Annotated in this window: 20 protein-coding genes; 10 read left to right on the forward strand and 10 right to left on the reverse strand. The window is 62.2% G+C overall.

From position 1 onward, the window contains the following. From emrD to EL255_RS12250, 4 genes are all read right to left on the reverse strand, one after another. Entirely contained in the window at positions 1–1,200 is a 1,200-nt protein-coding gene (gene emrD, locus EL255_RS12235) for a multidrug efflux MFS transporter EmrD (protein WP_042652439.1), read from the reverse strand. Positions 1,201–1,649: 449 nt separating this feature from the next. Next, complete coding sequence (locus EL255_RS12240) at positions 1,650–2,315, reverse strand: glutathione S-transferase family protein (RefSeq protein WP_042652440.1); 666 nt, start codon at positions 2,313–2,315, stop codon at positions 1,650–1,652. Positions 2,316–2,332: 17 nt separating this feature from the next. After that, positions 2,333–2,941 (reverse strand): glutathione S-transferase family protein, encoded by a 609-nt coding sequence (locus EL255_RS12245; RefSeq protein ID WP_042652441.1) that lies wholly within the window; start codon positions 2,939–2,941, stop codon positions 2,333–2,335. A gap of 129 nt (positions 2,942–3,070) precedes the next feature. Continuing rightward, the gene (locus EL255_RS12250; RefSeq protein ID WP_042652442.1) at positions 3,071–3,529 is read right to left on the reverse strand and encodes a hypothetical protein; all 459 of its coding nucleotides are present in this window, start codon (positions 3,527–3,529) and stop codon (positions 3,071–3,073) included. A 200-nt stretch (positions 3,530–3,729) separates the two neighbouring features. Between EL255_RS12250 and suhB the strand changes: the two genes are divergently transcribed. Then, entirely contained in the window at positions 3,730–4,533 is an 804-nt protein-coding gene (suhB, locus tag EL255_RS12255) for an inositol-1-monophosphatase (RefSeq protein WP_042652443.1), read from the forward strand. Between the two features lie 162 nt (positions 4,534–4,695). On the opposite strand, the gene EL255_RS12260 is transcribed toward suhB, so the two are convergent. Next, the gene (locus EL255_RS12260; RefSeq protein ID WP_197720887.1) at positions 4,696–5,571 is read right to left on the reverse strand and encodes a flagellar protein MotY; all 876 of its coding nucleotides are present in this window, start codon (positions 5,569–5,571) and stop codon (positions 4,696–4,698) included. 230 nt (positions 5,572–5,801) lie between these two features. Between EL255_RS12260 and rnt the strand changes: the two genes are divergently transcribed. The 3 genes from rnt to EL255_RS12275 all read left to right on the forward strand — a co-directional run bounded on the left by rnt (position 5,802) and on the right by EL255_RS12275 (position 9,538). Continuing rightward, complete coding sequence (gene rnt / locus EL255_RS12265; RefSeq protein ID WP_042652445.1) at positions 5,802–6,464, forward strand: ribonuclease T; 663 nt, start codon at positions 5,802–5,804, stop codon at positions 6,462–6,464. A gap of 272 nt (positions 6,465–6,736) precedes the next feature. Next, positions 6,737–8,059, forward strand: a complete 1,323-nt coding sequence (locus tag EL255_RS12270) for a Na+/H+ antiporter family protein (protein WP_042652446.1) — start codon at positions 6,737–6,739, stop codon at positions 8,057–8,059. 516 nt (positions 8,060–8,575) lie between these two features. Then, complete coding sequence (locus EL255_RS12275) at positions 8,576–9,538, forward strand: IS1595 family transposase (protein WP_042652447.1); 963 nt, start codon at positions 8,576–8,578, stop codon at positions 9,536–9,538. A 50-nt stretch (positions 9,539–9,588) separates the two neighbouring features. Here EL255_RS12275 and EL255_RS12280 read toward each other — a convergent pair whose 3' ends face one another. The 4 genes from EL255_RS12280 to ydiJ all read right to left on the reverse strand — a co-directional run bounded on the left by EL255_RS12280 (position 9,589) and on the right by ydiJ (position 15,804). After that, complete coding sequence (locus tag EL255_RS12280; RefSeq protein ID WP_042652448.1) at positions 9,589–11,487, reverse strand: DEAD/DEAH box helicase; 1,899 nt, start codon at positions 11,485–11,487, stop codon at positions 9,589–9,591. A 185-nt stretch (positions 11,488–11,672) separates the two neighbouring features. After that, on the reverse strand, positions 11,673–12,134 hold the full coding sequence (locus EL255_RS12285; RefSeq protein ID WP_042652449.1) for a hotdog fold thioesterase: 462 nt from the start codon (positions 12,132–12,134) through the stop codon (positions 11,673–11,675). A gap of 110 nt (positions 12,135–12,244) precedes the next feature. Beyond that, a complete protein-coding gene (locus EL255_RS12290; protein WP_042652450.1) occupies positions 12,245–12,733 on the reverse strand; it encodes a hypothetical protein in 489 nt (162 codons plus the stop codon). Further along, a complete protein-coding gene (ydiJ, locus tag EL255_RS12295; protein ID WP_042652451.1) occupies positions 12,733–15,804 on the reverse strand; it encodes a D-2-hydroxyglutarate dehydrogenase YdiJ in 3,072 nt (1,023 codons plus the stop codon). The genes EL255_RS12290 and ydiJ overlap by 1 nt, the downstream gene beginning before the upstream one ends. A gap of 166 nt (positions 15,805–15,970) precedes the next feature. On the opposite strand from ydiJ, the gene EL255_RS12300 reads away from it, so the two are divergent. From EL255_RS12300 to EL255_RS12310, 3 genes are all read left to right on the forward strand, one after another. Then, positions 15,971–16,897 carry a cation diffusion facilitator family transporter gene (locus EL255_RS12300; RefSeq protein ID WP_042652452.1) on the forward strand — a complete coding sequence of 309 codons (927 nt, stop codon included), beginning with the start codon at positions 15,971–15,973 and terminating at the stop codon, positions 16,895–16,897. Between the two features lie 276 nt (positions 16,898–17,173). Continuing rightward, positions 17,174–18,715, forward strand: a complete 1,542-nt coding sequence (locus EL255_RS12305) for a TerC family protein (RefSeq protein WP_042652453.1) — start codon at positions 17,174–17,176, stop codon at positions 18,713–18,715. A 164-nt stretch (positions 18,716–18,879) separates the two neighbouring features. Beyond that, positions 18,880–20,001: an alkene reductase gene (locus EL255_RS12310; protein WP_042652454.1), complete on the forward strand. Its 1,122-nt coding sequence runs from the start codon at positions 18,880–18,882 to the stop codon at positions 19,999–20,001. A 91-nt stretch (positions 20,002–20,092) separates the two neighbouring features. Here the strand turns inward: EL255_RS12310 and EL255_RS12315 are convergent, their stop codons facing one another. After that, entirely contained in the window at positions 20,093–21,112 is a 1,020-nt protein-coding gene (locus EL255_RS12315) for an adenosine deaminase (protein WP_042652455.1), read from the reverse strand. A gap of 204 nt (positions 21,113–21,316) precedes the next feature. Here EL255_RS12315 and EL255_RS12320 point away from each other — a divergent pair, with 204 nt between their 5' ends. From EL255_RS12320 to asnB, 3 genes are all read left to right on the forward strand, one after another. Next, on the forward strand, positions 21,317–22,066 hold the full coding sequence (locus EL255_RS12320; protein WP_042652456.1) for an HAD-IIA family hydrolase: 750 nt from the start codon (positions 21,317–21,319) through the stop codon (positions 22,064–22,066). Between the two features lie 152 nt (positions 22,067–22,218). Beyond that, positions 22,219–22,587, forward strand: a complete 369-nt coding sequence (locus EL255_RS12325) for a cupin domain-containing protein (protein WP_042652457.1) — start codon at positions 22,219–22,221, stop codon at positions 22,585–22,587. A 193-nt stretch (positions 22,588–22,780) separates the two neighbouring features. Further along, a complete protein-coding gene (gene asnB, locus EL255_RS12330; RefSeq protein ID WP_042652458.1) occupies positions 22,781–24,445 on the forward strand; it encodes an asparagine synthase B in 1,665 nt (554 codons plus the stop codon). The last annotated feature ends 31 nt before the right edge of the window (positions 24,446–24,476 follow it).

Raw genomic sequence — 24,476 nt, forward strand, 5'->3', positions numbered from 1 at the left:
TCAGACGGCCATCTGCTCGTGGGGCGAGCCATGGTGGCGCAGCCAGGTGAAGCTCAGCACCACCAGCAACACCATCAGCGTCATGATGGCGCCCAGGGTCACCTGCCCTTCCATCGGGAAGCAAGCGGCCAGCAGGGTGACTATACCCGCCCCCAGGTTCTGCATCCCCCCCAGGATGGCGCCGGCGGTCCCCGCCTGCCCCGGGAAGGGCTCGATGGCGCAGGAGGTGGCGGTCGGGTAGAGGATGCCGCTGCCGATGAAGTAAACAGCCGCGCCGCCCACCAGGGAGGCCGCGCTCACCAGCCCGAACAGGCCAGGCACCAGTATGATGAGCGAGCCCAGCGCCAGGAAGACGATGCCAAGGCGCATCAGCTTGCCCTGACTCAGGCGGAAGCTCAGCTTGGCGGAGAGCCAGGCGCCGAACAGATAGCCGGGCAGCGGCAGCACGAACAGCACGCTCACGGTACGCGCGCTCAGCTTCAGTACGTCGCCGAGCAGCACGCCCGCCGCCGCCTCAAACACCGCCAGGCCGGCGAAGGTCGCCATCAGGCAGAGCAGGTTGCCCTGGAAGCGTGGATTGCCGAGCACGTGGCGATAGGCGGCACCGACCCGCAGTGGCTGTTGACGCGCGGTCACCGGCAGGGTCTCGCCAAACCAGGCCAGCAGGGCCAGGGTGGTCAGGGCGCCGAAGCCGAACAGGAACCAGTAACCGGCGCGCCAGTTGAACAGCTCGGTCAACCAGCCACCCAGCACGGGCGCCAGCAGCGGGGAGAAGATCACCCCCATGCTCACCAGGCTGTTGGCCCGGTTCAGCTCGGCGCCGCTGTAGCGATCGCGCATCACGGTGCGGCTCATGGCACCACCGGCACCTGTGCCCAGCCCCTGAATGAAGCTGCCGATCAGCAGCGCCATGAAGCTCGGGATCAGCTGGATGGTCAGGGTACCCACCAGAAACACCATCATGCCGATGAGCAGCACCGGGCGACGGCCGATGCGATCCGACAGCGGGCCATAGACAAACTGGGAGAGCCCGTACGGTATGAGGTAACAGGCCATCACCGCCTGCAGCTGGCCGGAGGCCACATCGAAGTCCCCCGCCATCATGGGAATGGAGGGCACATACAGGGTCTGGGTCATCTGACCCACGGCGACCATCAGAATGGTCAGAAGAAACAGGGGGTAAAAACTGTGCCGATACATATCTCAGTCCCGCAAATCATCAAAAAGCTGCCGCACCCCTGGCAGATAGCTGCGGAGGGGATCCAAACAAGGGTCAATCAAGGGTAAAAAAACAAGGCGGAGAACCCGCACCGGCCGGGAGCAGGACGCTCCCTTGGCTTGCCGTGATCTTAGTGATTCAGCTCACAAAAAACGAACGAATCTTTATAATCGGCTTTCCCTAGTTTTTCTAATATAACTATCTCTATGCCCCTTTCCGGCTCGCCAAATCAAGGTGTTATCTGCTCGGCGACCTGGCCTGTTCATAGCGGGCCTGATGACTACGAGAGCCGCACGCGGCCATGGGCAGAGAGGCCGTGGATCATGGGTCCGGCGCATCGGGGACGGGAGTTGTTCAGGCAAAATCGGATGACGGGCGGAATAGAAGGAACAGATAAAAGAGATGGCCCCATGACGGGGCCATCTTGACCTCAGCGGGTCATCATCTGCTGCACCCGCTTGGCCGCCTCTTCAGGCGTCTCTTCCTTGCGGGGCGGAATGTTGACCCCCTTCTGACACGCGGGCTTGGCGGCCATCCGCTCCATCCAGGCTTGCAGATGAGGCAGGCCATCGATGGAAATCCCGCTCCAGTCATGGATCCGCACCCAGGGCCAGGTGGCGATGTCGGCGATGCTGTACTCGTCGGCCAGGTACTCGTGATGGGCCAGATGGACGTCCAGCACCTCAAACAGGCGGCGCCCCTCCTTCTGATAGCGTTCGATGGCCGCCGGGATCTTCTCCGGGAAGTAACGGTAGAAGACGTTGGCCTGCCCCATCATGGGGCCGACCCCGCCCATCTGGAACATCAGCCACTGGATGGCCTGGGAGCGGCGCTTGGGGTCCTGCGGCAACAGCTTGCCCGCCTTCTCCGCCAGATAGAGCAGGATGGCACCGGATTCAAACACGGCGAAGTCACCGTTGTCCCGATCGACGATGGCCGGGATGCGGCCATTGGGGTTGATCGCCAGAAAGTCGGGCTGCTTCTGATCCAGCGCCGACAGGTCGAGCGGGATCACCCGGTAGGGAAGGCTCAGCTCTTCGAGGGCAATGCTGACCTTGAAGCCATTGGGGGTTGCTGCAGTATAGAGATCGATCATCGTGGGCTCCTTGTGATTCAAGCCTGGGCACTTGGACGGGCGCTGACCCGTTCATGCCAGTCCTGCAAATGCAATTGGTTGGGGGCGATGCGCAGTCCGACCACCTTGCCAAAATCTATGGTACAGAGGGTCAGGATATCGGCGATGGTGAAGCGCTCTCCCGCCACATAGGGGACCTCGGCCAGCCGCTCGTCCAGCTTGCCAAACCAGGCCAGCGCGTTCTGCTTGCACTCCTCCCCCCATTCGGGAAAGGGGGTCTCGCGATCCTTGTAGAACCCGGTGATGTGGCGAAATGCCATGCCGGTGGGCAGCCAGAGGTTGAACTCGATGAAACGGCTCCACATCTCGATGGTCGCGCGCTCCAGTGGCGTGGTACCGAACAGGTTAGGGTCGGGATAGAGCTCCTCGAAGTAGCGGCAGATGGCCAGGGTCTCGCTGATATGGGTGCCGTCATTGAGTTCCAGCACCGGGATGCGTCCGGCCGGGTTCTTGGCCAGAAACGCCGGGCTCAGGTTCTCCCCGGCCCCCAGGTCCACTTGCTGATAGGTCATCTCGACCCCCTTCTCCGCCAGAAACATCCTGACCCGGCGGGCGTTGGGAGCACGCTTGAGCTCATACACCTTCATCTCATTCTCCGTTGATCGCCATCCTGTTCGCCGTGTCCGTCGACCCTGAGAGTGACACAAAGCCGCGGCGCAATACCGGTCAGTTATGACAAATATTGCGCCGCTTGAACAGTCCATCAGTGGAGATAACTAGCTGAGCAGCCCTGCGGATTGGCGCTGGCGCAGCAGGGTGAGACGGGCCAGCAGGGGGAAATAGGACTCCAGCTTGCTCTGCAGCACACGGCTGCAGGCGGGATCCGCCAGCTCAGCCTCATCCAGCACAATGCCGTTGGAGACGAAGTAGAAACGTGGATCCCGCACATCCGGCCCCTGGGTGGGCAGGTTGTCGGCCTGCCGGCTCACCCGCAGCGGCAGGACGGGCAGTCCCAGAGGTGCATTGCCGAGCGGCCAGGCAAACTCGGGCCAGGCAACATCATCCTCTTCCTGCAACAGGATGGCGGCCTCCCCCGGCTCCGGCCGCCATTGTGCCGGTTGAACGACGCGCACCTCGTCGACGCAATGACCCTCACCACTGACGGCTTGCAACGCGATCAGCACTCCCTGTGCCGTCGCAGCCGATGGTTTTTGACTGATTAATGACAGATTCATGGTTCATATCCCTATGCTCACCACAGCCTGTTATTCAGCTGCCGCGATAAGACTAGACCAAAAAGAGCCTTTATTGGAGCCGTCAGATCTGGCAATCGTCAACGCGCAGGAACCCATGTATAACGGTTGCCATTCCTGAATATCCTGATAAGATACCGCGTCCTTTTGTCCCCCGTTCTTTAACATCCAGTGGTGAACCTATGCATCCGATGCTGAATATCGCCGTGCGCGCTGCGCGCAACGCCGGTCAAGTTGTAGTAAAAGCCTTCTCCCAGCCTGAGAATATCGAGGCTATCCAGAAAGGCAGCCATGACTTCGTGACCAACGTTGACCGTGAAGCCGAAGCGGCCATCATTCACACCATCAAAAAATCTTACCCGGAACACAGCATCATCGCTGAAGAGTCTGGTGAGATTGCCGGTACCAATCCGGACTACCAATGGATCATTGACCCACTGGATGGCACGACCAACCTGGTCAAAGGCATTCCGCACTTTGCCGTCTCCATCGCCCTGCGCGTCAAGGGCAAGACCGAACAAGCCGTCGTTTACGATCCTATCCGTGACGAGCTGTTTACCTCGACTCGTGGTAACGGCGCCCAGCTGAACGGCTACCGCATCCGTGTCGGCAAGGCCAAAGAGATGGCTGGCACCGTACTGGCGACCGGTTTCCCGTTCAAGCAGAAGCACCACATCGAACCCTATCTGAAGATGTTCCAGAGCATGTTTATCGAGTGTGCCGATATCCGTCGCGCCGGCTCCCCCGCGCTGGATCTGGCCTATGTGGCCGCCGGCCGCATCGACGGCTACTGGGAAATCGGCCTCAAGCCTTGGGAAACTGCCGCCGGTGAGCTGCTGGCCAAGGAAGCCGGTGCCATCGTCACCGACTTCGTCGGTGGTCACAACTACGAAAACTCAGGCAACATCGTGGTCGCCAACCCGCGCGTCCTGAAAGAGATGCTCGGCAAGATCCGTGAGAACCTGCCGGACTCCCTGGCCAAATAAGCCGGTGTTTTCCAATAAAAAGCCAGTCAGCTCAGCTGACTGGCTTTTTTTATGGCCGTCGTACGGGAAGAACGTGCCTTCGAAGGTTGCAAGGGAGGTGCGGCAACAAGCGCCAACATGGGGCAGACAGGAATGTAGAGAGGATAGAGGCGGCGCCGTCGCTCAGATGGTGCCGTTGCGCCCCATGTTGATCACCACGCGCCGGTTCTTGGCACGGCCACCTTCGGTTTCGTTGGATGCCACGTGTTGCTTCTCACCGTGCCCCTCCACCGAGATCTTGCCCTCCTCGACGCCAAGATCCATAAACACCTGCTTGATGGCGTCGGCCCGCTTCTCGGAGAGCTTCTGATTGGGCCAGCGCCCGCCATAGCTGTCGCTGTAGGCGTCGATCACCACCACGTCTATGCTCTTGTCCGCCTTCAGATACTCGCCGATCATCGCCAGCCGCCGCTTGGAGGCGGTGGACAACTCGTCGCTGTTCTTGTCATAGGAGAGCACGCTGAACGCGATGTCGTTGAAGTTGTAAGGCAGCAGGCCGCTCAGGCAGTCCATGAAGGCCTGGTATTTGACTCTGAAGTTGACCGAGGAGAGCGACACCCGCACCGGCCTGTCCTGGCGATACCAGTCGCGATACTGGAAGGTGGGCATGCGCCCCCCCTCCAGCTCATCCAGCATGGTCCAGGCGGTCTGGCCGGCCACCAAACCGTCAAACTGCTGGTAGAACTGCAGCTGGCTGATCTCGCGGCCAGCCACGCCCGGTCGCCAGATGGGGGGCATGATGCCGAGGCTCACTCGCTGGGTTCGCGCCTGGGGCCGTTGCCCCTTCAGCTCGAAATCCAGGTTGATCTTGCGACCGGCACGGCTGACGAAGGCCCCCGTGCCCCAGCGGGGAATGGGGTGCTCGAGGCGACACTCCACCTGGGTGTCCGAGGTCAAACGCCAGACGGATTGATCCAGGCCGGCACCAAATTCGGTGACCCCCGCCTGCAACTGCATACTCACTGATATGCTGACCAACCCTAACACCCAAGCATTCAACGGCTTGCCCTCCATACGATCTCGGATTAGGTATCGGCAGGGGCTGGGCAAGCTTTAGCAACAAACCAATGTGGCCTGAGGAGAAAAGCCGAGCGAGTGGCCTCGGCCTGACAAGCGGCAGTGCATCGGGCAAAAATCGCGGGCCAGGCCGCCGCTGACCGGTCGTCCGGGGGGACAAGGGCGCGCTTTTTTGCCATAATGCCGCCTTCTTTCACGCCGACCGAGATACCATGACCGACGCAGTTCACACCCTCAAGGGCCGCTTTCGTGGCTTCTACCCCGTCGTCATCGATGTTGAAACCGCCGGGTTCAATGCCAGCACCGACGCCCTGCTGGAGATCGCCGCCTATACCCTCAAGATGGATGAGCAGGGCTGGCTCCTGCCCGATCAGGTCTTTCACTTTCATGTCGAGCCGTTCGAAGGCGCCAACCTGGAGAAGGCGGCGCTGGAGTTTACCGGCATAGATCCCTTCAATCCGCTGCGCGGTGCCGTCAGCGAGAGAGAAGCGCTGACCGAGATCTTCAAGGGCATTCGCAAGGGAATGAAGGAGCACGACTGCGGCCGCGCCATCATAGTGGCCCACAACGCCACCTTCGATCACGGCTTCGTGATGGCCGCCGCCGAGCGGGCCGGCCTCAAGCGCAATCCGTTTCACCCCTTCGCCACCTTCGATACCGCCGCCCTCTCCGGCCTGGCCCTGGGCCAGACAGTGCTGGCCAAGGCCTGCCAGAGCGCCCGCATCCCGTTTGACAACAAAGAGGCGCACTCCGCCCTGTATGACACCGAGCGCACCACCGAGCTGTTCTGTCATATCGTCAACCGCTGGAAGAGTCTGGGCGGCTGGCCACCGGTCAACCCGGATGAAGTCCCCGCCGATGACAGCCCCCAGTAGTCGCGCCGGAGCATGAGAAAGAGGCTGCCGTGGCAGCCTCTTTCCATGAGGCAGCTGGGGCACCACCTCATGCCATCTGGTTCGACCAGAACGGCATAAACAGGGCCATCCAGCACCGTTTTTAGCATTCCATCCCGGCCATTCCGGATTAGCTCGGCAGGAATGCCGTGAAGAGGCTATTTTGCCGATTTTTTTCTCGACATTTGTCACGTTTTTCGCAAACTAGCTGACTTTCACACGACAGACAGCAACACAATCTATAAGGAAATCAAATGAATCCTGTTGTTATCGCGGTTGCGCTGATGCTGGTGCTCAGCCTGCTGCGGATCAATGTGGTGGTCTCCCTCGCCATCGGCGCCATCGTGGGCGGCCTGGTCGGCGGGCTCTCACTGGAGACGACGCTCAGCACCTTCAGTGGTGGCCTGGGTGGCGGCGCCGAGATCGCCCTCTCCTATGCCATGCTGGGGGCCTTCGCGGTTGCCATCTCCCGCTCCGGGATCACCGACTTGCTGGCCCGCAAGGTGATCAGTCAGCTGGGCAAGGATGCCAGCACCTCTCGCATCCTCTGGGTCAAGACCCTGCTGCTCTCCTCCGTGCTGGGGGTCTCCATCTCCTCCCAGAACCTGATCCCGGTGCACATCGCCTTCATTCCCATCCTGATCCCGCCGCTGTTGCACGTCATGGCCCAGATGCAGATCGATCGCCGCCAGGTGGCCTGCGTCATCACCTTCGGCCTGACCGCGACCTACATGCTGTTGCCGGTGGGCTTTGGTGGCATCTTCCTCAACAACATCCTGGCCAAGAACCTGATCGATAACGGCGTGCCGGTCGAGCATGGCCAGCTGCCGCTGGCGATGGCCATTCCGGTGCTGGGCATGTTCATCGGCCTGCTGGTTGCGGTCTTCATCACCTACCGCAAGCCACGCCAGTATGATCTGGAGAAGATCCTGGCCGCCGAGCCGGAGACGGTCGAGCTCAACCTCAACCACATCTGGGTCGCCCTGCTGGCCATCGCCGTCGCCCTGGGGCTGCAGCTGATGACCAACAGCATCGTACTCGGTGCGCTGGCGGGCTTCGTCATCTTCACCTGTGGCGGCGTCATCAAGTTCCGCGAGAGCCAGGATGCCTTCACCCAGGGCGTGCGCATGATGTCCCTCATCGGTTTCATCATGATCTCCGCCGCCGGCTTTGCCGCCGTGATGAAAGAGACCCATGGGGTGGAGAGCCTGGTGCAATCCGTCTCTGCGGTGATCGGGGATCAGAAAGGGCTCGCCGCCTTCCTGATGCTGCTGGTTGGCCTGCTGATCACCATGGGGATAGGCTCCTCCTTCTCCACCGTGCCCATCATCGCCACCATCTATGTGCCGCTGTGCATCCACCTCGGCTTCTCCCCCATGGCCACCATCGCCCTGGTGGGGGCCGCCGGTGCGCTGGGGGATGCGGGCTCTCCCGCCTCCGACTCGACCCTGGGCCCGACCTCGGGCCTCAACGCCGATGGTCAGCACGATCACATCTGGGACAGCGTGGTGCCCACCTTCATCCACTACAACATCCCGCTCATCATCTTCGGCTGGATTGCCGCCATGGTGCTCTGAGTCAGCGACTAAGATAGCTGCATACGAAAAGGCGACCCTGGGGTCGCCTTTTTTGTCTCTACAGGGAGGCGCCTCGGCCTCGTAATACCGCCGAGTGGACTCACTCCTGCTCTCCCCGTAGAGGAGCCCGGCAGAACCGGCGCTAGGCCACAGAGCCTCCCCTGCCCCCCATTGCCAGGCCAGCATGGTCCCGCTGGAACCCAACGTCCCCCAAGAAACATGCCCACCCTGAACAGGGTTGTGAGCCAGCCCCTCGCCGCCTCCCTCTGGCCATAGCTGAATGGCTGATGGGCGATCAGGGCACATGCCCCAGACCCAGCAAGACACCCCTACTCCTCTTCTGCCATCGACGCTCACGGGATACGAGATGAAGGAGAGCATCTTTGTTCGCGTAGAGGAGATAAGAGCGTCTCAACCTTCCCACCACTCAGGTGAATGCCCATAAAAAAGGCGCTGTCCCAATTACGTGTTGAAAGGCTAACCTTGAAGTAGGTCATCACCCTGAGGGCCGTCGTCATGGATACCCAAGCCTTTCAACACCTGCTGTCTCTCTTCCCACAGCTCACTTTACGCCAGCGCCGTCTCGCAGAGCAGGAACTCACAATCCCCCATCCCATCACCTCGCTGGCCGCTCAACTCCCTGCTTGCCGATGTTGCCCCCACTGTCAGGCCGAGGCCGCGCAATTGGCCCCCTGGGGCTGGAGCCGAGGACTGCGCCGTTATCGCTGCAAGCAGTGTCAGCGCACCAGTTCCGTCCTGACCAAGACGCCCATGGCCAGACTGCGCAAGGCCCAATGCTGGGAGGACTACGCCCAGGCACTCATCGACGGCCTGACTGTCCGACAAGCCGCCCTCCGCTGCGGGGTCTGCAAAAACACCGCCTTCTTGTGGCGTCACCGTTTCCTGAAAGCCATGGCAACCCATCAGGCGGCACGGGAAGAGGGTATCGTCGAGGTCGATGAAACCTTCTTCCTGGAATCGTTCAAGGGGCAACGTGGATTGCCCCGTCCAGCCCGCCGCCGTGGTGGCAAAGGCCGCCCCCGTGGCACCGGACCGGATTACATCCCAGTGATGGTGGTGCAGGACAGAGCTGGCCATCTGGCTGATTTTCAGCTTGAGCGGCTGGATGCCAGGACCGTCAGGACGGTGCTGCAGCCGCTAGTCGCGCCGGATGCGGTGCTCTGCAGCGATGGTGCTGGGGTGTATGCCAGTTTCAGCAAGTCGCAGGGCATGACCCACCAGGTGGTGCACAACCGTGCGGGAGAGCGAGTGGTGGGGGCGTATCACATCCAGCATGTGAATGGTTACCATCGGCGGTTGAAGGAGTGGATGGAGCGGTTCCATGGGGTAGCGACCCACTATCTGAGGAATTATCTGGGCTGGCGTAGGATGCTGGAACGTTATGGGCAGGAAGTGGATGTCCCACATTGCTTGCATGAGGCGCTGGGGCGCCCCATGCAACACGTAATTGGGACATAGCCATAAAAAAGGCCGCTCGATGAGCGGCCTTTTATCAGTGCGATCTGGACTTAGCTGTCGCGGCGCTTGGGGCCACCGAACTTGCGATCCTTGTTGAAGCCACCTTCACGGCGCTCCCCGCTCTTGTTGAACGGACGGTCACCGCTGGGACGGCGATCCTTGTTGAAAGGACGGTCCTTGTTGAAGGCGGGACGATCGCTGGACGGACGGGGAGCAGTGTTGCTACCGGCCGGCACTTCGGTGTAGTGGCTGATCTGCAGCGGACGCTGACAGACACGGGCCTTCTTGATCACTTCCAGCACATCGGCGGTCATGCCCTTGGGCAGATCGACGGTGGAGAAGTCATCGGCGATATCGATGTTACCGATGAAACGGCTCTCGATGTTCGCTTCGTTGGCGATGGCGCCAACGATCTGGCCCGGCTTGACACCGTGGTTAGCACCCACGTCTACGCGGTAACGCTCCATCTCTACGTCAGGATTGTCTTTGAGCGGGCGCGGCTCCAGGGAAGGCATGCGACGGGCAGGACGATCGCCACGGTCGGCGAAATCACGGGGAGCACGATCACCGAAGTCACGGCGCTCGAACTCACGGCCAGCACGATCGCTTGCCGGTTCAGTGATGGAGTCATCCAGCAGCAGCGGTTGGTCACCCTGCACCAGCTTGGCCAGGGCGGCAGCCAGCTCCAGCGGATCGGCAGAATCTTCTTCGATCAGCTCGTTCACCAGGTTCACGTAGATCTCAAGCTCTTCGCCCATCATGGTTTCCCGGATGCGCTCCTTGAACTTGGTCATGCGGTGCTGGTTGATGTCCTCGGTGCTCGGCATCTTCATCGGCTCGATGGCCTGACGAGTAGCGTGCTCGATGGCGCGCAGCATGCGGCGCTCGCGGGGAGCCACGAACAGGATGGCCTCACCCTTACGACCGGCACGGCCGGTACGGCCGATACGGTGAACGTAGGATTCGGTATCGTACGGAATGTCGTAGTTCACCACGTGAGTGATGCGCTCAACGTCCAGACCACGGGCGACGACGTCGGTGGCGATCAGGATGTCCAGCTGGCCTTGACGCAGCTTGTCGACGGTACGCTCACGCAGCTTCTGCGGAATGTCACCGTGCAGGGCTTCACAGGCGTGACCACGGGCGGCCAGCTTGCCGGCCAGCTCTTCGGCCGCGTTCTTGGTGCGTACAAACACCAGTACGGCTTCGTAGGGCTCGACTTCCAGCAGACGGGTCATGGCGTCCAGCTTGTGCAGACCGGTCACCTGCCAGTAGCGCTGGCGGATGGTCGGTGCAGTGGACGTCTTGGTGATGATCTTGATCTCTTTCGGCTGCTTCAGGTGCTTCTGGGCAACACGACGGATCTGGTCCGGCATGGTAGCGGAGAAAAGGGCAACCTGACGGGTGGCCGGGCACTGTTCCATGATCCAGTCCACGTCGTCGATGAAGCCCATACGCAGCATTTCATCGGCTTCATCCAGCACCAAGGCTTTCAGACCGGAGAGATCCAAGTTCTTGCGACGGATCAAGTCCATCACACGACCCGGGGTACCCACGACAACCTGAGCACCACGACGCAGGGCGCGGGTCTGGGTTTCGTAGGAGGAACCACCGTAGATCGGCAGGACATGGAAGTCCGGCATGTGCTTGGCGTAACGTTGGCACGCCTCAGCAACCTGCAGCGCCAGTTCACGGGTCGGTGCCAGCACCAAAACCTGGGTGTTACGGTTACCAGCTTCCAGACGAGACAACAGAGGCAAGGCAAAAGCAGCGGTCTTCCCTGTACCGGTTTGCGCCTGCCCCAGCAGATCGTGTCCCGCCATCAGGTGGGGGATTGCTGCGGCCTGGATGGGAGACGGGCGCTCATAGCCCACGTCCTGCAGCGCTTTCAATACAGGCGCGGCCAGTCCAAGCTCACTAAAAAGGGGCAGTTGTTCGGTATCAGACATAGATTCGATTCTTCCAGATTAAGGCAGGCGGCTAACACCGCGGAATAGCAAAAAGGCGGCGATTATAGCGCCACTTTGTTCTGCTGTCTTGAAAAATGTGATAAGCATCTCAAGACGTTGGCAATTATAGAGGGATCTCGCGACTATGGCTTGCTTATTTTGCACGCATGGTGCGTTATTGCAGATCACTTCTCGCGAAAGTCCTTGTCCAGCTTGTGTTTTAACACTGCCATGGTGAGCCGGCTGGTACACAACAAACGCCCCCTTTCATCCCGAATTTCAATCTGCCAGACCTGGGTCGTGGCCCCCAGATGCAGGGGCGAGCAGCGCCCTGTCACCACCCCTTCCCGCTTGGCCCGCAGATGGTTGGCGTTGACCTCCAGCCCCACACAGTAGCTGTCCGGTCCGACCGCCATATTAGCAGCCAGCGACCCCAGCGTCTCCGCCAGCACCACGGAGGCGCCGCCGTGCAGCATGCCGAGTGGCTGATGGGTGCGGTGATCCACCGGCATGGTGGCCTCCAGCCAGTCGGGACCAAAGGCCGTGTAGCGGATGTCGAGATGGGCCATCAGGGTATTGCGGGAGCTGGCATTGAGCACGTCGAGGCTCATGGGTTTGCGCCAGATGGGGGCGATATCTTGGTTCATGACGAGATGACTCCTTGTATGATCAATGGGTTGAAACATGCTGCGTCAGAGAGAACGCACAAGAAGAGATGCCCCGCAGTGCAGGGCATCCGGCAAAAATGATAACCGACTCACCAGGGGTAGGTCACCCCTGGCCACTCGGCCCAGGGCAGCTCCCGCCCCGGCAAGCGCGGGGCTGACCAGCGCCACGTATTGCCAAGCCAGGCGCGCAACTCGCGCTCCAGCTCGCCATCGCTGAGCGGTGCCTCGGCCACCTTCCAGAAGAACAGCTCCACTTCCACCTCCGGCAATACCGAGGGGTAGAGATAGACCCCGCCCCAGAACTGGGGCTCCCGCTCAGGGCTCCACAGGCCATAGGCGAAGGAGCGCTTGGCCAGAAACTCGGAGCGCTGCCACTCCAGATCGGCCTCGTGCTGACCCAGGCTGAAGTGGGCGGAGGGCCAGACATCGTCGGGCCGAAACAGCTGTTGCAGCTGCTGCCGCTCCCGCAGCATGGCGACGAACTCCACCACCGCCTGCTCCGGACTGGTCGGCAGCAACAGGAAGTGCGGGTGCCGAAAGGCGGGCGGCACCCGGAACCGTTTGGGCAGGGTCAGCATCAGAGCAGTTCCAGCAAGGCCTGCAGCGGGTGCTTGAGTTTCTCCCCTTCCATGCGTTTGACCTGGCTGCGGCAGGAATAGCCGGTGGCGAGGCAACGGGCCTTCGGCAAGCGGGCCAGCGGCTCGGCCCAACTCAGCCCGTAGATCCCCTTGGAGTTGTCCACCTGCTTGGCATCGTGGCCATAGGTGCCGGCCATGCCGCAGCAACCGACCGAGACCGGCTGCAATTTGGCGCCGATGCGGCCGAACAGCGTGCTCCAGTCGCCGTGGGTCGAGGGCTTGGCGGTCTTCTCGGTGCAGTGGGCAAACAGATACCAAGGTTCGGCCTGCTCGCCATCCACCGCTTTGGCTTCAGGGGCGGGCAAGGTGTCTGCCGGAAGAGAGAGCAGCCACTCCTGGGGCAGCAGCACCTGGAAGTCGCCACGGGCGGCGCCCAGCGCCTTCACATACTCATCCCGATAGCAGAGCACCAGGGAGGGATCCACCCCCACCATGGGGATGCCAAGGGCCGCGATCTTGTTGAGGAACTGGGCACTGTTGGCCGCGGTGCGGGCGAAGGCACGCAGGAATCCCTTCACGTGTTGCGGCTTGCCGTTGGGCTTGAACGGCAGCAGATAGGGCTGATAGCCCAGCTTGCTGGCGAGTCTCACCAGGTCGCGCACCACGGGGGCATCGTAATAGCTGGTGAAGGGATCCTGCACTATGAGCACCACCTGCTGGCGCTGCTCCGCCGTCATGGCCTCCAGGCCCGGCAGGTCGAAGTAGCGGGCGCGGTGATCGCGAAGAGAGTCCGCCAGGGTCGGCACCGAGAGCAGCGGCACATCCACCATGCCGATGCTCTTCTCGGTCGTCTTCTGGGCCCACTCTTTTTCCAGGAAGAAGTTGACCAGCTTCGGCGCCTTGGCGAGCAGCGGCGCATAACTCTCGACGGTGCCGACGAAGTAATCCTTGGGACCACGCAGATAGCGGCTGTGATAGAGCTGCATGAAGCGGGCGCGGAAATTGGGCACATCCACCTTGATGGGGCACTGGCTGGTGCACGCCTTGCACGCGAGACACCCTTCCATCGCCTCCATCACCTCGTGGGAGAAGTCATACTGGCCACGGGCGCGGGCCACCGTATTGCGGAACTTGTCGACGATGGCCTTGATGCGCAGTCCGCCGCTTTGCAGCGCCACCTCCTCAGCGAGAGGATCGAAGCCCTGCTCCGCCAGCTGGCGCAGCCATTCGCGCATCAGGCCCGCCCGGCCTTTCGGCGAGTGGCGCCTGTCCTTGCTGATCTTGACCGAGGGGCACATGGGGGAGTCGGTCTCGAAGGTGAAGCAGAGGCCGTTGCCGTTGCAGTCCATGGCGCGGGTGTAGCTTGTCCGCACCGCAATCGGGATCTGGCGGTCGAACTTGCCGCGCTTGGGGCCGTCTACCGACACCAGCTCGGCCCCGCTGCCATAAGGTATACAAATTTTGCCGGGGTTGATGCGGTTGTCGGGGTCGAAGGCCCCCTTCACCCGCTGCAACTCCTCCCACAGCTCGCCGAAGAAGGCGGGGCTGTACTCGGAGCGGAAACCCTTGCCGTGCTCGCCCCACATCAGGCCACCATATTTGGCGGTGAGCGCGACCACCTGATCCGAGATGCGGCGCAGCAGCACCTCCTGCTCGGGATCGCACAGATCCAGCGCCGGCCGCACGTGCAGCACGCCGGCATCGACGTGGCCGAACATGCCGTAGTCGAGGCCATGGCCGTCGAGCAGGGCGCGAAACTCCATGATGAAGTCGGCGAGGGATTCCGGCGGCACTGCGGTATCTTCGGTGAAGGCCACCGGCTTCTTGCGCCCCTCGGCGTTGCCGAGCAGCCCCACCGATTTCTTGCGCATGCCGTAGATGGTCTCGATGCTCGGCAGGTGGCTGCACACCTGATAGCCGATGATGCCAGCCTCGCCGCGCGCCAACAGCCCATCGATGCGCCGGCACAGCTCGGCCACCTTGGCCTGGTGCTCGGTTTCATCGGTGTCGGCAAATTCGACGATGTTGAGCCCCTGCAGATCCTTGCCGGGCACGTCCTCAATGAACGCCTTGACCGAGTGCCAGATGATGTCGGCGCGGGCCAGCCCCAGCACCCGGGAATCCACCGTCTCCACCGACAGGGCGTGGGCCTGCACCATAAAGGGGGCATTCCTGAGGGCCGAGGGGAAGCTGTCGTACTTGACGTTGACCAGGGTGCGATAGCGCGGAATGGCCGTGATGTTGAGTCTGGCCTCGGTGATGAAGCCGAGCGAGCCTTCAGAGCCGCACAACACCCGGCTCACATCGAGGGTGTCGCTGTCGGGCTGATAGAGATGCTTGAGATCGTAACCGGTCAGGAAGCGGTTGAGCTTGGGGAAGATCGCCTCTATGTCGGCGCGGCGCTCCTTACCGATGCGGTACAGGGTGCGGTAGATCTCCCCTTCCCGATTCTCGAGGGCCAGCTTGTCGGCCAGACGCGAGCCGGTGACCGGCTCTGTGGTCATGAGATCGCCGTTCTCCAGCACGGCTTTCAGGCCCAGCACGTGATCCGAGGTCTTGCCGTACACCAGGGAGCCCTGCCCCGAGGCATCGGTGTTGACCATGCCCCCTAAAGTGGCGCGGTTGGAGGTGGAGAGATCCGGCGAGAAGAAGTAGCCGTGGGGTTTCAAATAGGCGTTGAGCTGATCCTTGATCACCCCGGCCTGGGCCCGTACCCAGCCCTCCTCCAGATTAATTTCCAGGATCTGGTTCATATGGCGCGAGAGATCGACGATAATGCCGCCGCCCAGGGACTGGCCATTGGTGCCGGTGCCGCCGCCGCGAGGGAAAAAACTCAAGGCGGCATAGGCGCTCTCCTGAGCCAACCTGAGCATGACCGCAATGTCATCCGCGCTACGCGGATAGAGAACCGCCTGAGGTACGACCTGATAGACGCTGTTATCCGTCGCCATCGCCAACCGGCTTGCATAAGACTTTTCGATATCACCACGAAATGCGCTGCGTCCTAGCAACTCAAGAAACTGCAGGGTTGTGGGTGACAAACTGTCCTGGTAATCGAGTCTCGGGATCATGAATCCTTGTTCCCATCCTTTGCTTGATGCCGGAACTCCGGCGACAACGACCGCCAGGCCCGCCTCTATCGGGCTGCCTTGGCCGATCCGCTCACTGAGCGGGCAGTATATCAGCTAGAAAACCGCTTGCGCTCTGCAATCTTCACCATTTGAAAGGAGGACTTTTATGGCTCACCACAGCCATGTTATCAGTACGTTTGTCAGCACCGAGAAACAGGCTTTGACCCTGTCACTGTTCGGCTGCATCAGCTTCGCCATCTTCGGGATCGGCTACGGCCTGTTCGTCGGTTCCAACGCCATCATGCTCGATGGCATCTTCACCCTGTTCAGCATGGGCATGACGGGTTTAGGGTTAATCACCGCCTACCTGGTGACCCGCCCCTCCGACGATCGCTTCCAGTACGGCTACGCCCACTTCGAACCCATCACCAACGTCATCAACGGCACCGTCATCCTGCTGCTCTGCCTCGGCGCCTTCTATAGCGGCATCACCTCCTTGCTGGAGGGCGGACGGGAGATCGACCTCGGCCACGCCCTCATCTACGCCGCCGTCTGCACCTTCTTCTGCGCCATCATCTACCGGATCGAGGCCGGCGTCGCCGAGCGGCTCGACTCCGAACTGGTGCGGGTCGACTCCAAGGAGTGGCTGGTCGACACCCTGCTCAGCGCCACCCTGCTCATCGGCTTCGTGGTCGCCATCGGCCTCGAGGCCATCGGTTACGGCCACTACAACCGCTACATAGACCCCGTGCTGGTCACCCTGCTCGCGCTGTGCGCCACCCTGATCCCCATCAAGGTGCTCGGCCGCAACCTGCGTGAGGTGCTCAAAGTGGCCCCCAAGGGGGATGTGCCCCAGCGGGTCGAGCACGAAATAGAGGCCCTGCGTCAGCGCCATGGCATCGAGTGCTACAGCCATCTGGCCAAGAGCGGGCGCCGCTTCGATCTCGAACTCAACATTCTGGTCGCCCCGGATCAGGAGTGGTCCGTCGAGCGCCAGGACGCCCTGCGCCAGGAGCTCTGGTCCCGCCTCGGCGACACCCTGGGCGATGCCTGGCTCTCGGTCTGCTTCACCCGCGAGAAGCGCTGGCTCTGATCTGCCCCGTGGCGAAGGCCCTTGCCGGCCTTCGCCCATCGACCGGCAATCGCATCATCCCCCTTGCCAACGCCGCCATTCCCGTTATCATCGGGACTCACTTTCGCTAAAAGGTACAGTTGCCCATCATGGACAACCCTCGAAGTTGCTCATTTATCCCCCCCGTCAAAACCTATCTCTATCTGCTCAACCAACGCCTCTGAATCGCGCCGTCGCTATCGCTTTCTAGTTCGGCACCCTTGCCGCCATCTGCGTCTGTTCAATTGAGGTCATGTCATGGAATTTTTACTGGACCCTGCCATCTGGGTCGGTCTGTTCACCCTGATCATCCTGGAGATAGTGCTCGGGATCGACAACCTGGTGTTCATCGCCATCCTGGTGAAGAAGCTGCCTCCCGCCCAGCGGGACAAGGCGAGGCTCATCGGCCTGTCGCTGGCCCTGCTGATGCGCCTCGGGCTGCTCAGCATCATGTCCTGGCTGGTCACGCTCACCCAGCCCCTGCTGCAACTCGGTGAGTTCGCCTTCTCCGGCCGGGATCTGATCCTGATGGGCGGCGGCCTGTTCCTGCTGTTCAAGGCCACCACAGAGCTGCACGAGCGGCTGGAGGCCAAGCCGGAGGAGCAAGGCCCGGCCGGCGTCTATGCCGGCTTTGGGGTGGTGATCGCCCAGATCCTGGTGCTGGATGCGGTCTTCTCGCTGGACTCCATCATCACCGCGGTCGGTATGGTGGATCACCTCGGCGTCATGATGGCCGCCGTGACCATCGCCATGGTGGTGATGGTGCTCGCCTCCAAGCCGCTGACTCGCTTCGTCAACGCCCACCCGACCGTGGTGGTGCTCTGCCTGAGCTTCCTGCTGATGATCGGCTTCAGCCTGGTGGCGGAAGGCTTCGGCTTCCATATCCCCAAGGGCTATCTCTACGCCGCCATCGGCTTCTCGGTGCTGATCGAGTTCTTCAACCAGCTCGCCCAGCACAGTACCCAGCGCCATGAGTCCAGGCAGCCCCTGCGCGAGCGCACCACGGCCGCCATCTTCAAGCTGATGGGCGGCAACCGGGCCAGCCAGCTCCAGCAGCAAGATGAGGAAGAGGATCAGGGTGCCCCCCGCCCCATCAGTTTCGGGGACGAAGAGCGTTACATGGTGACCGGGGTGCTCTCCCTGGCGGAGCGATCCATTCGTACCATCATGACCCCCCGCGCCGAGATGGAGTGGATCGATCTCAACGACTCCATCGACGAGATCCGCGCCCTGCTGCAACGGGCACCCCACAGCCTGTTCCCGGTCTGCGACGGGGAGCTGGACGAGATCATCGGCGTGGTCAAGGCCCGGGATCTGCTGTTTGCCCTGAACGAGGGCCAGTCCCTTGCCCAGCTCGCCAAGCAGAACGACCCCATCATAGTGCCGCAGACCATCAACGTGATCCGGCTGCTGGCGGAGCTGCGCCAGGCCAAGGGCAGCCTCATCCTGGTGGCGGACGAGTTCGGCGTCATCCAGGGGCTGGTCACCACCCACGATCTGCTGGAGGCCATCGTCGGCGAACTGCCGGACGAGGACGAGACCCCGGACATAGTGCCCGACGGCGAGGGCTGGCTCATCAACGGCAGCACCAACATCCACCATGTGGAGCAGGTGCTGGAGTGCGATGGCCTGGTGAGCGACAGCGACGAGTACGTGACCCTGGCGGGCATGCTGCTCTCCCACTTCGGCGTCCTGCCCGACGCGGGCCAGCAACTGCGCCTCGGCAAGCTCTGCTTCGAGGTGCTGGCGGTGAGCGAGCGTCGCATCGAGCGGGTGCGGGTAATCCCGCTGAACGGCTGATAGCTCTGCCATGCCTTGATATGAAGAGAGGGCCCGCGGGCCCTCTTTCTCATGGTGCTAGGCAAATTGCTGCGTGAGCGACAATTCTCTTCTGCAATTACCCCTCTTTTTCACAATGACACCGGGGGGTAGAGTCGCCTCAATCCCACCATGAGGAACTCAACATGCCACACGATGCCCTGTTCTGCCCCCTGCGCCTCGGCCAGCTGCACCTTAACAACCGAATCGTCATGCCCCCCATGACCCGCTCCCGCGCCAGCCAGCCCGGCGATGTGGCCAACGCCATGATGGCCACCTATTACGCCCAGCGCGCCGAAGCCGGTCTGATCGTCAGTGAGGGCACCCAGATCGACCCTCTTGGCAAGGGCTATGCCTGGACCCCGGGCATCCATAGCGCCGAGCAGGTCGCGGGCTGGAGGCTGGTGACCGAGGCCGTGCACGCCAAGGGTGGCACCATCTTCGCCCAGCTCTGGCACGTGGGTAGGGTCACCCATCCGGACAACATCGGCGGCGCCCAACCCATCTCGGCCTCGGCCATCCCGGCCGCCGGCGTCAGGGTGTTCGTCGACAACGGCAGCGACGCCCCCGGCTTCGTCGAGACCGCCACCCCGCGCGCCATGAGCCAGCAAGACATCGACGCCGTGGTCAGCCAGTTCCGCCAGGCCGCCCGCAACGCCATGCTGGCCGGCTTCGATGGCATAGAGCTGCACGCCGCCAACGGCTACCTCATCAACCAGTTCCTCGACTCCGAGTCCAATGCCCGCACCGACGGCTACGGCGGCTCGCTGGCAAACCGGCTGCGCTTCCTGAGAGAAGTGACCGAGGCGGTCAGTGCCGAGATAGGGGCGGATAGGGTCGGCGTGCGGCTCGCCCCGCTCACCACCCTCAACGGCACCGTAGATGCGAAGCCGCAGGAGACCTATCTGGCCGCCGCCAGGCTGCTGGGGGAGCTCGACGTGACCTATCTGCACATCGCCGAGGCCGACTGGGACGACGCCCCGCTGATGCCGGAGGACTTCAAGCAGGGGCTGCGGGCGGCCTTCCCCAACACCCTCATCTATGCGGGCAAGTACGACGGCGCCCGGGCACGGGCCGCGTTGCAGGCGGGTTGGGCCGACATGATTGGCTTCGGTCGCCCCTTCGTGGCCAACCCGGATCTGCCGAACCGACTGCGCCACGGCTACCCCTGGGCCCCACACGATCCGGCCACCCTGTTTGGCGGTGCCGAGCAGGGGCTGACCGACTACCCCCTCTATCAGGGGATCCGCGAGCCGCAATCCGCCTGAGGCGAGGCGACGAGCCAGCAAGCCATAAAAACCAACGCGCCCCTGAGGGCGCGTTGTGCTTTGTCGCGGCGGCAGCCGTTCACACAGAGCCCTAGTTGAGGGTGACCCCGTGACAGGCGGCGTAGCATAGGATCTCCCGGGTCAACCGCGCCTTGTCCGCCAGATCGAGCCAGCTCGCCTCCACCCCGTTGAGGGACAGCCGACAGAGCTGCTCCCGGCTGGCGCCGAGCTCCGCCACCAGCGCCTGGAAGTTGGCGGCCATGTAGCCGCCGAAATAAGCGGGATCATCGGAGTTGATGGTGACGCACAGCCCCTGCTCCAGCAGCTGGAGCACGTTGTGATCGGCCATCTGCGCGAACACCTTGAGCCGGGTGTTGGAGAGCGGGCAGACGGTGAGCGGCAATCGGGTGTCCGACAGGTAGCGCAGCAGCTCGGGGTCGTCGACACAGCGCACCCCGTGATCGATGCGCCTCACCTGCAGCTCGTTGATGGCCTGCCAGATGTAAGACGCCGGTCCCTCCTCCCCGGCATGGGCCACCACCGGCAACCCCAGCGCCCTGGCCTGGGCAAAGACCCCGGCAAACTTGGTGGGCGGGTTGCCCAGCTCCCCCGAATCGAGCCCGATGCCGTGGATCCGCTCCAGGAAGGGCTCGGCCTCGCGCAGGGTGACGAATGCCGCCTCTTCACTGAGATGGCGCAGGAAGCTCATGATCAGCCGCCAGCTGATGCCAAAGGCCAGCTCCCCTGCCTGCAGCGCCCGCTCTATGCCGCCGAGCACTGTGGCCAAGGGGATGCCGCGGGCACTGTGAGCCTGGGGATCGAAGAAGATCTCCACGTGCACCACCTGCTCGGCGGCGCAGCGCTCGAGGTAGGCCCAGGTGAGATCGAAGAAATCCTGCTCGGTGATGAGCACGCTGGCGCCGCGGTAGTAGAGGTCGAGGAAGGATTGCAGGCAGTCGAACTCATAGGCGGCCCGCAGGCTCTCGACATCGGGCCAGGGCAGGGCCACCCCGTTGCGGCTGGCCATGGCAAACATCAGCTCCGGCTCGAGCGTGCCTTCGATATGCAGATGCAGTTCCAGCTTGGGCAAGCCGGCAATAAAGTTATCCATGATGACGGCTCCATCGTCAGACCCAGTGCGGGCGCCCCCTTGAGGCGCCCTCCCTCTGCCCCCATTGTGCACCTATCTGGCGCGGCGGGGGAGACTTGTCATCAAAGCGCCTTATAATGGCGACACAAAAAATCATAACCGATTGAAGACATTCAAAGTCGGCGCCCGCCTCGCGTCCGCTCTTGCGCCCTACAAGGAGTTCTTATGAAGAAAAACGTCATCTGTGATATCGACGGCGTCATACTGCACAACAACGATCTGGTGCCCGGCGCCGACCGTTTCGTCCATCGCCTGCTGGAGCAGGGCAGCAAGCTGCTGTTTCTCACCAACTACCCGGCCCAGACCCAGAAAGATCTGCAGAACCGCTTCCGCTCCGCCGGCATCGAGGTGCCCGAGGAGTGCTTCTATACCTCCGCCATGGGCACCGCCGACTTCCTCAAGCGCCAGGATGGCAAGAAGGCCTATGTGATCGGCGAAGGGGCCCTGACCCACGAGCTCTACAAGGCCGGCTTCACCATCACCGACATCGATCCCGACTTCGTGGTGGTGGGCGAGACCCGCAACTACAACTGGACCATGATGCAGCTGGGCGCCAAGTTCGTGGATCAGGGGGCGCGCTTCATCGCCACCAACCCCGATACCCACGGCCCCATGATGTACCCCGCCTGCGGTGCCCTCTGTGCCCCCATCGAGCGGATGACAGGCAAGAAGCCCTTCTACGTGGGCAAGCCGAGCGCCTGGATCATCCGGGCGGCACTCAACCGGATGGAGGCGCACTCCGATGACACCATCATCATCGGCGACAACCTGCGCACCGACATACTGGCGGGCTTCCAGGCCGGCCTCGAGACGGTGCTGGTGCTCTCCGGCGTGAGCAAGGTGGCCGACATCGACCGCATGCCGTTCCGACCGAACCACATCTTCGACTCAGTGGTCGACATCGATATCGTCTGAGCCCGCACTCGGGGCATCCTCATGCCCCGGCAGGGCGACCCCTTGGCAGGGGGAGGCAGATCGTTTAACTTAACTGCAACATCGTTAAGAAAAGTAAACGATAACGGGATCGGGACGATCCCGTTGCCCCTCCGCCATCGCAAGGAAGCCCCATGAAGAACCTGAATGACTGGATCCTGCTGGACCAGCACCCCGTCTCCCCCACCCCGCTGACCCCTCCGAGCGATCGCATCAGGGCGGGCAATCCGAGCCAGACCCTGTGGAATCACTACTCGGATCCGAGTCAGCAGTTTCACGTGGGCTTCTGGGCCTGCGAGCCGGGACGCTGGGCCGTCCACTACACAGAGCACGAATATTGCCAGCTGCTGGAGGGCGAGGCGCGGATCCACGACGGCCAGGGCGGCCAGCTGCACCTCAAGGCGGGGGATCAGTTCGTCATCCCGGCGGGCTTCGTCGGCGAATGGGAGACCCTCATCCCTTGCCGCAAACTCTATGTGATCTTCGAACCCGCCGCGGCCTGACGTCCACGTCAAGCACCCGCCCTTTTCCTGCCGCTTGTCCATGCCGCCAGCTTGACGCTTGCGGCATGATTTTCTGCGGTTTTCCCGCTTGCAAAAGGGTTTTACGCTAGGCATTGTGATTGGCGAGGAATGTAAATGGAATTTCGAGCCCAAACGTGGGGGGCTCACATAAAAATCAAGAGGATTACCGCCAATGTGTTCTATTTTCGGCATTCTGGACATCAAATCCGATGCAGCAGCCCTGCGCAAATCGGCCCTGGAGATGTCCAAGCGACTGCGTCACCGCGGCCCCGACTGGTCCGGCGTCTACAGCTCCGACAAGGCCATTCTGGTGCACGAGCGCCTGGCCATCGTCGATCCGGGCAATGGCGCCCAGCCGCTCTACAACCCCGAGCGCACCCACGTATTGGCCGTCAACGGCGAGATCTACAACCACAAAGAACTCGAGAAGAGCCTCAAGGTCGACTTCCAGTTCCAGACCCACTCCGACTGCGAGGTGCTGCTGGCACTCTACAAGGAGAAGGGCCCGGCCTTCCTGGACGATCTCAACGGCATCTTCGCCTTCATCCTCTATGACGCGGAGCAGGATGCCTATCTCATCGGCCGCGATCACATGGGGATAATCCCGCTCTATAGCGGCCGCGACGAGCACGGCAACTTCTATGTCGCCTCCGAGATGAAGGCCCTGGTGCCTGTGTGCAAGAGCGTCGAGACCTTCCCGCCCGGACATTACCTCTGGAGCAAGGATGGCGAGCTCAAGCAGTGGTACCAGCGCGACTGGATGGAATACGACGCGGTCGAACAGAACGTCAGCGACAAGGCCGAGCTCAAGGCCGCGCTGGAAGCGGCGGTCAAGCGCCAGCTGATGTGTGACGTGCCCTATGGCGTGCTGCTCTCCGGTGGTCTCGATTCCTCCGTCATCTCCGCCATCACCAAGCTCTACGCCGCCCGCCGGGTGGAAGACGATGGCAAGAGCGAGGCCTGGTGGCCGCAGCTGCACTCCTTCGCCGTGGGCCTGGAAGGCTCGCCGGATCTCGCCGCCGCCCGCAAGGTGGCCGACCATCTGAACACCATCCACCACCAGATCCACTTCACCGTGCAGGAAGGGCTGGATGCGCTGACGGATGTCATCTATCACCTCGAGACCTATGACGTCACCACCATCCGCGCCTCCACGCCGATGTATCTGATGGCCCGTTACATCAAGGCGATGGGCATCAAGATGGTGCTCTCGGGCGAGGGCTCGGACGAGCTGTTCGGTGGTTACCTCTACTTCCACAAGGCGCCGAACGCCCGGGAATTCCACGAAGAGAACGTGCGCAAGCTCGCCTCTCTGCACCTCTATGACTGCCTGCGCGCCAACAAGTCCATGGCCGCCTGGGGCGTGGAAGGCCGCGTGCCCTTCCTCGACAAGGAGTTCATGGACGTGGCGATGCGCCTGCAGCCCGCCGACAAGATGTGCGGCAACGGCAAGATCGAGAAGCACATCCTGCGCGAAGCCTTCGAGGAGCTGCTGCCCCACGAGGTGGCCTGGCGTCAGAAGGAGCAGTTCTCCGACGGCGTGGGTTACTCCTGGATCGACAGCCTGAAGGCCATGGTCGAGGTCGAGGTGACGGATCAGATGTTCGAGGCAGCCGCGTTCCGCTTCCCCATCAACACCCCGCTCACCAAGGAGGCCTACTACTACCGCGCCATCTTCGACGAGCACTTCCCGCTGGAGTCCGCCGCCCGCACAGTACCTTATGGCAAGTCGGTCGCCTGCTCCACCCCGACCGCGCTGGAATGGGATGCCAAGTTCAAGGAGATGGCCGACCCCTCAGGTCGCGCCGTGATGGACGTCCACCAGCAGAGTTACTGATCCGTTGACGGACAGCCTGTTGGCCCAAGCG

Origin of the sequence: Aeromonas encheleia (assembly GCF_900637545.1) — a bacterium.
GTDB classification, from domain to species: Bacteria; Pseudomonadota; Gammaproteobacteria; order Enterobacterales; family Aeromonadaceae; genus Aeromonas; species Aeromonas encheleia.

Bases quoted from the DNA above. Each gene is read 5' to 3' on its own strand.
- emrD (WP_042652439.1), bottom strand. From the start codon at position 1,200: ATGTATCGGCACAGTTTTTACCCCCTGTTTCTTCTGACCATTCTGATG.
- EL255_RS12240 (WP_042652440.1), bottom strand. From the start codon at position 2,315: ATGATCGATCTCTATACTGCAGCAACCCCCAATGGCTTCAAGGTCAGC.
- EL255_RS12245 (WP_042652441.1), bottom strand. From the start codon at position 2,941: ATGAAGGTGTATGAGCTCAAGCGTGCTCCCAACGCCCGCCGGGTCAGG.
- EL255_RS12250 (WP_042652442.1), bottom strand. From the start codon at position 3,529: ATGAATCTGTCATTAATCAGTCAAAAACCATCGGCTGCGACGGCACAG.
- suhB (WP_042652443.1), top strand. From the start codon at position 3,730: ATGCATCCGATGCTGAATATCGCCGTGCGCGCTGCGCGCAACGCCGGT.
- rnt (WP_042652445.1), top strand. From the start codon at position 5,802: ATGACCGACGCAGTTCACACCCTCAAGGGCCGCTTTCGTGGCTTCTAC.
- EL255_RS12270 (WP_042652446.1), top strand. From the start codon at position 6,737: ATGAATCCTGTTGTTATCGCGGTTGCGCTGATGCTGGTGCTCAGCCTG.
- EL255_RS12275 (WP_042652447.1), top strand. From the start codon at position 8,576: ATGGATACCCAAGCCTTTCAACACCTGCTGTCTCTCTTCCCACAGCTC.
- EL255_RS12280 (WP_042652448.1), bottom strand. From the start codon at position 11,487: ATGTCTGATACCGAACAACTGCCCCTTTTTAGTGAGCTTGGACTGGCC.
- EL255_RS12285 (WP_042652449.1), bottom strand. From the start codon at position 12,134: ATGAACCAAGATATCGCCCCCATCTGGCGCAAACCCATGAGCCTCGAC.
- EL255_RS12290 (WP_042652450.1), bottom strand. From the start codon at position 12,733: ATGCTGACCCTGCCCAAACGGTTCCGGGTGCCGCCCGCCTTTCGGCAC.
- ydiJ (WP_042652451.1), bottom strand. From the start codon at position 15,804: ATGATCCCGAGACTCGATTACCAGGACAGTTTGTCACCCACAACCCTG.
- EL255_RS12300 (WP_042652452.1), top strand. From the start codon at position 15,971: ATGGCTCACCACAGCCATGTTATCAGTACGTTTGTCAGCACCGAGAAA.
- EL255_RS12305 (WP_042652453.1), top strand. From the start codon at position 17,174: ATGGAATTTTTACTGGACCCTGCCATCTGGGTCGGTCTGTTCACCCTG.
- EL255_RS12310 (WP_042652454.1), top strand. From the start codon at position 18,880: ATGCCACACGATGCCCTGTTCTGCCCCCTGCGCCTCGGCCAGCTGCAC.
- EL255_RS12315 (WP_042652455.1), bottom strand. From the start codon at position 21,112: ATGGATAACTTTATTGCCGGCTTGCCCAAGCTGGAACTGCATCTGCAT.
- EL255_RS12320 (WP_042652456.1), top strand. From the start codon at position 21,317: ATGAAGAAAAACGTCATCTGTGATATCGACGGCGTCATACTGCACAAC.
- EL255_RS12325 (WP_042652457.1), top strand. From the start codon at position 22,219: ATGAAGAACCTGAATGACTGGATCCTGCTGGACCAGCACCCCGTCTCC.
- asnB (WP_042652458.1), top strand. From the start codon at position 22,781: ATGTGTTCTATTTTCGGCATTCTGGACATCAAATCCGATGCAGCAGCC.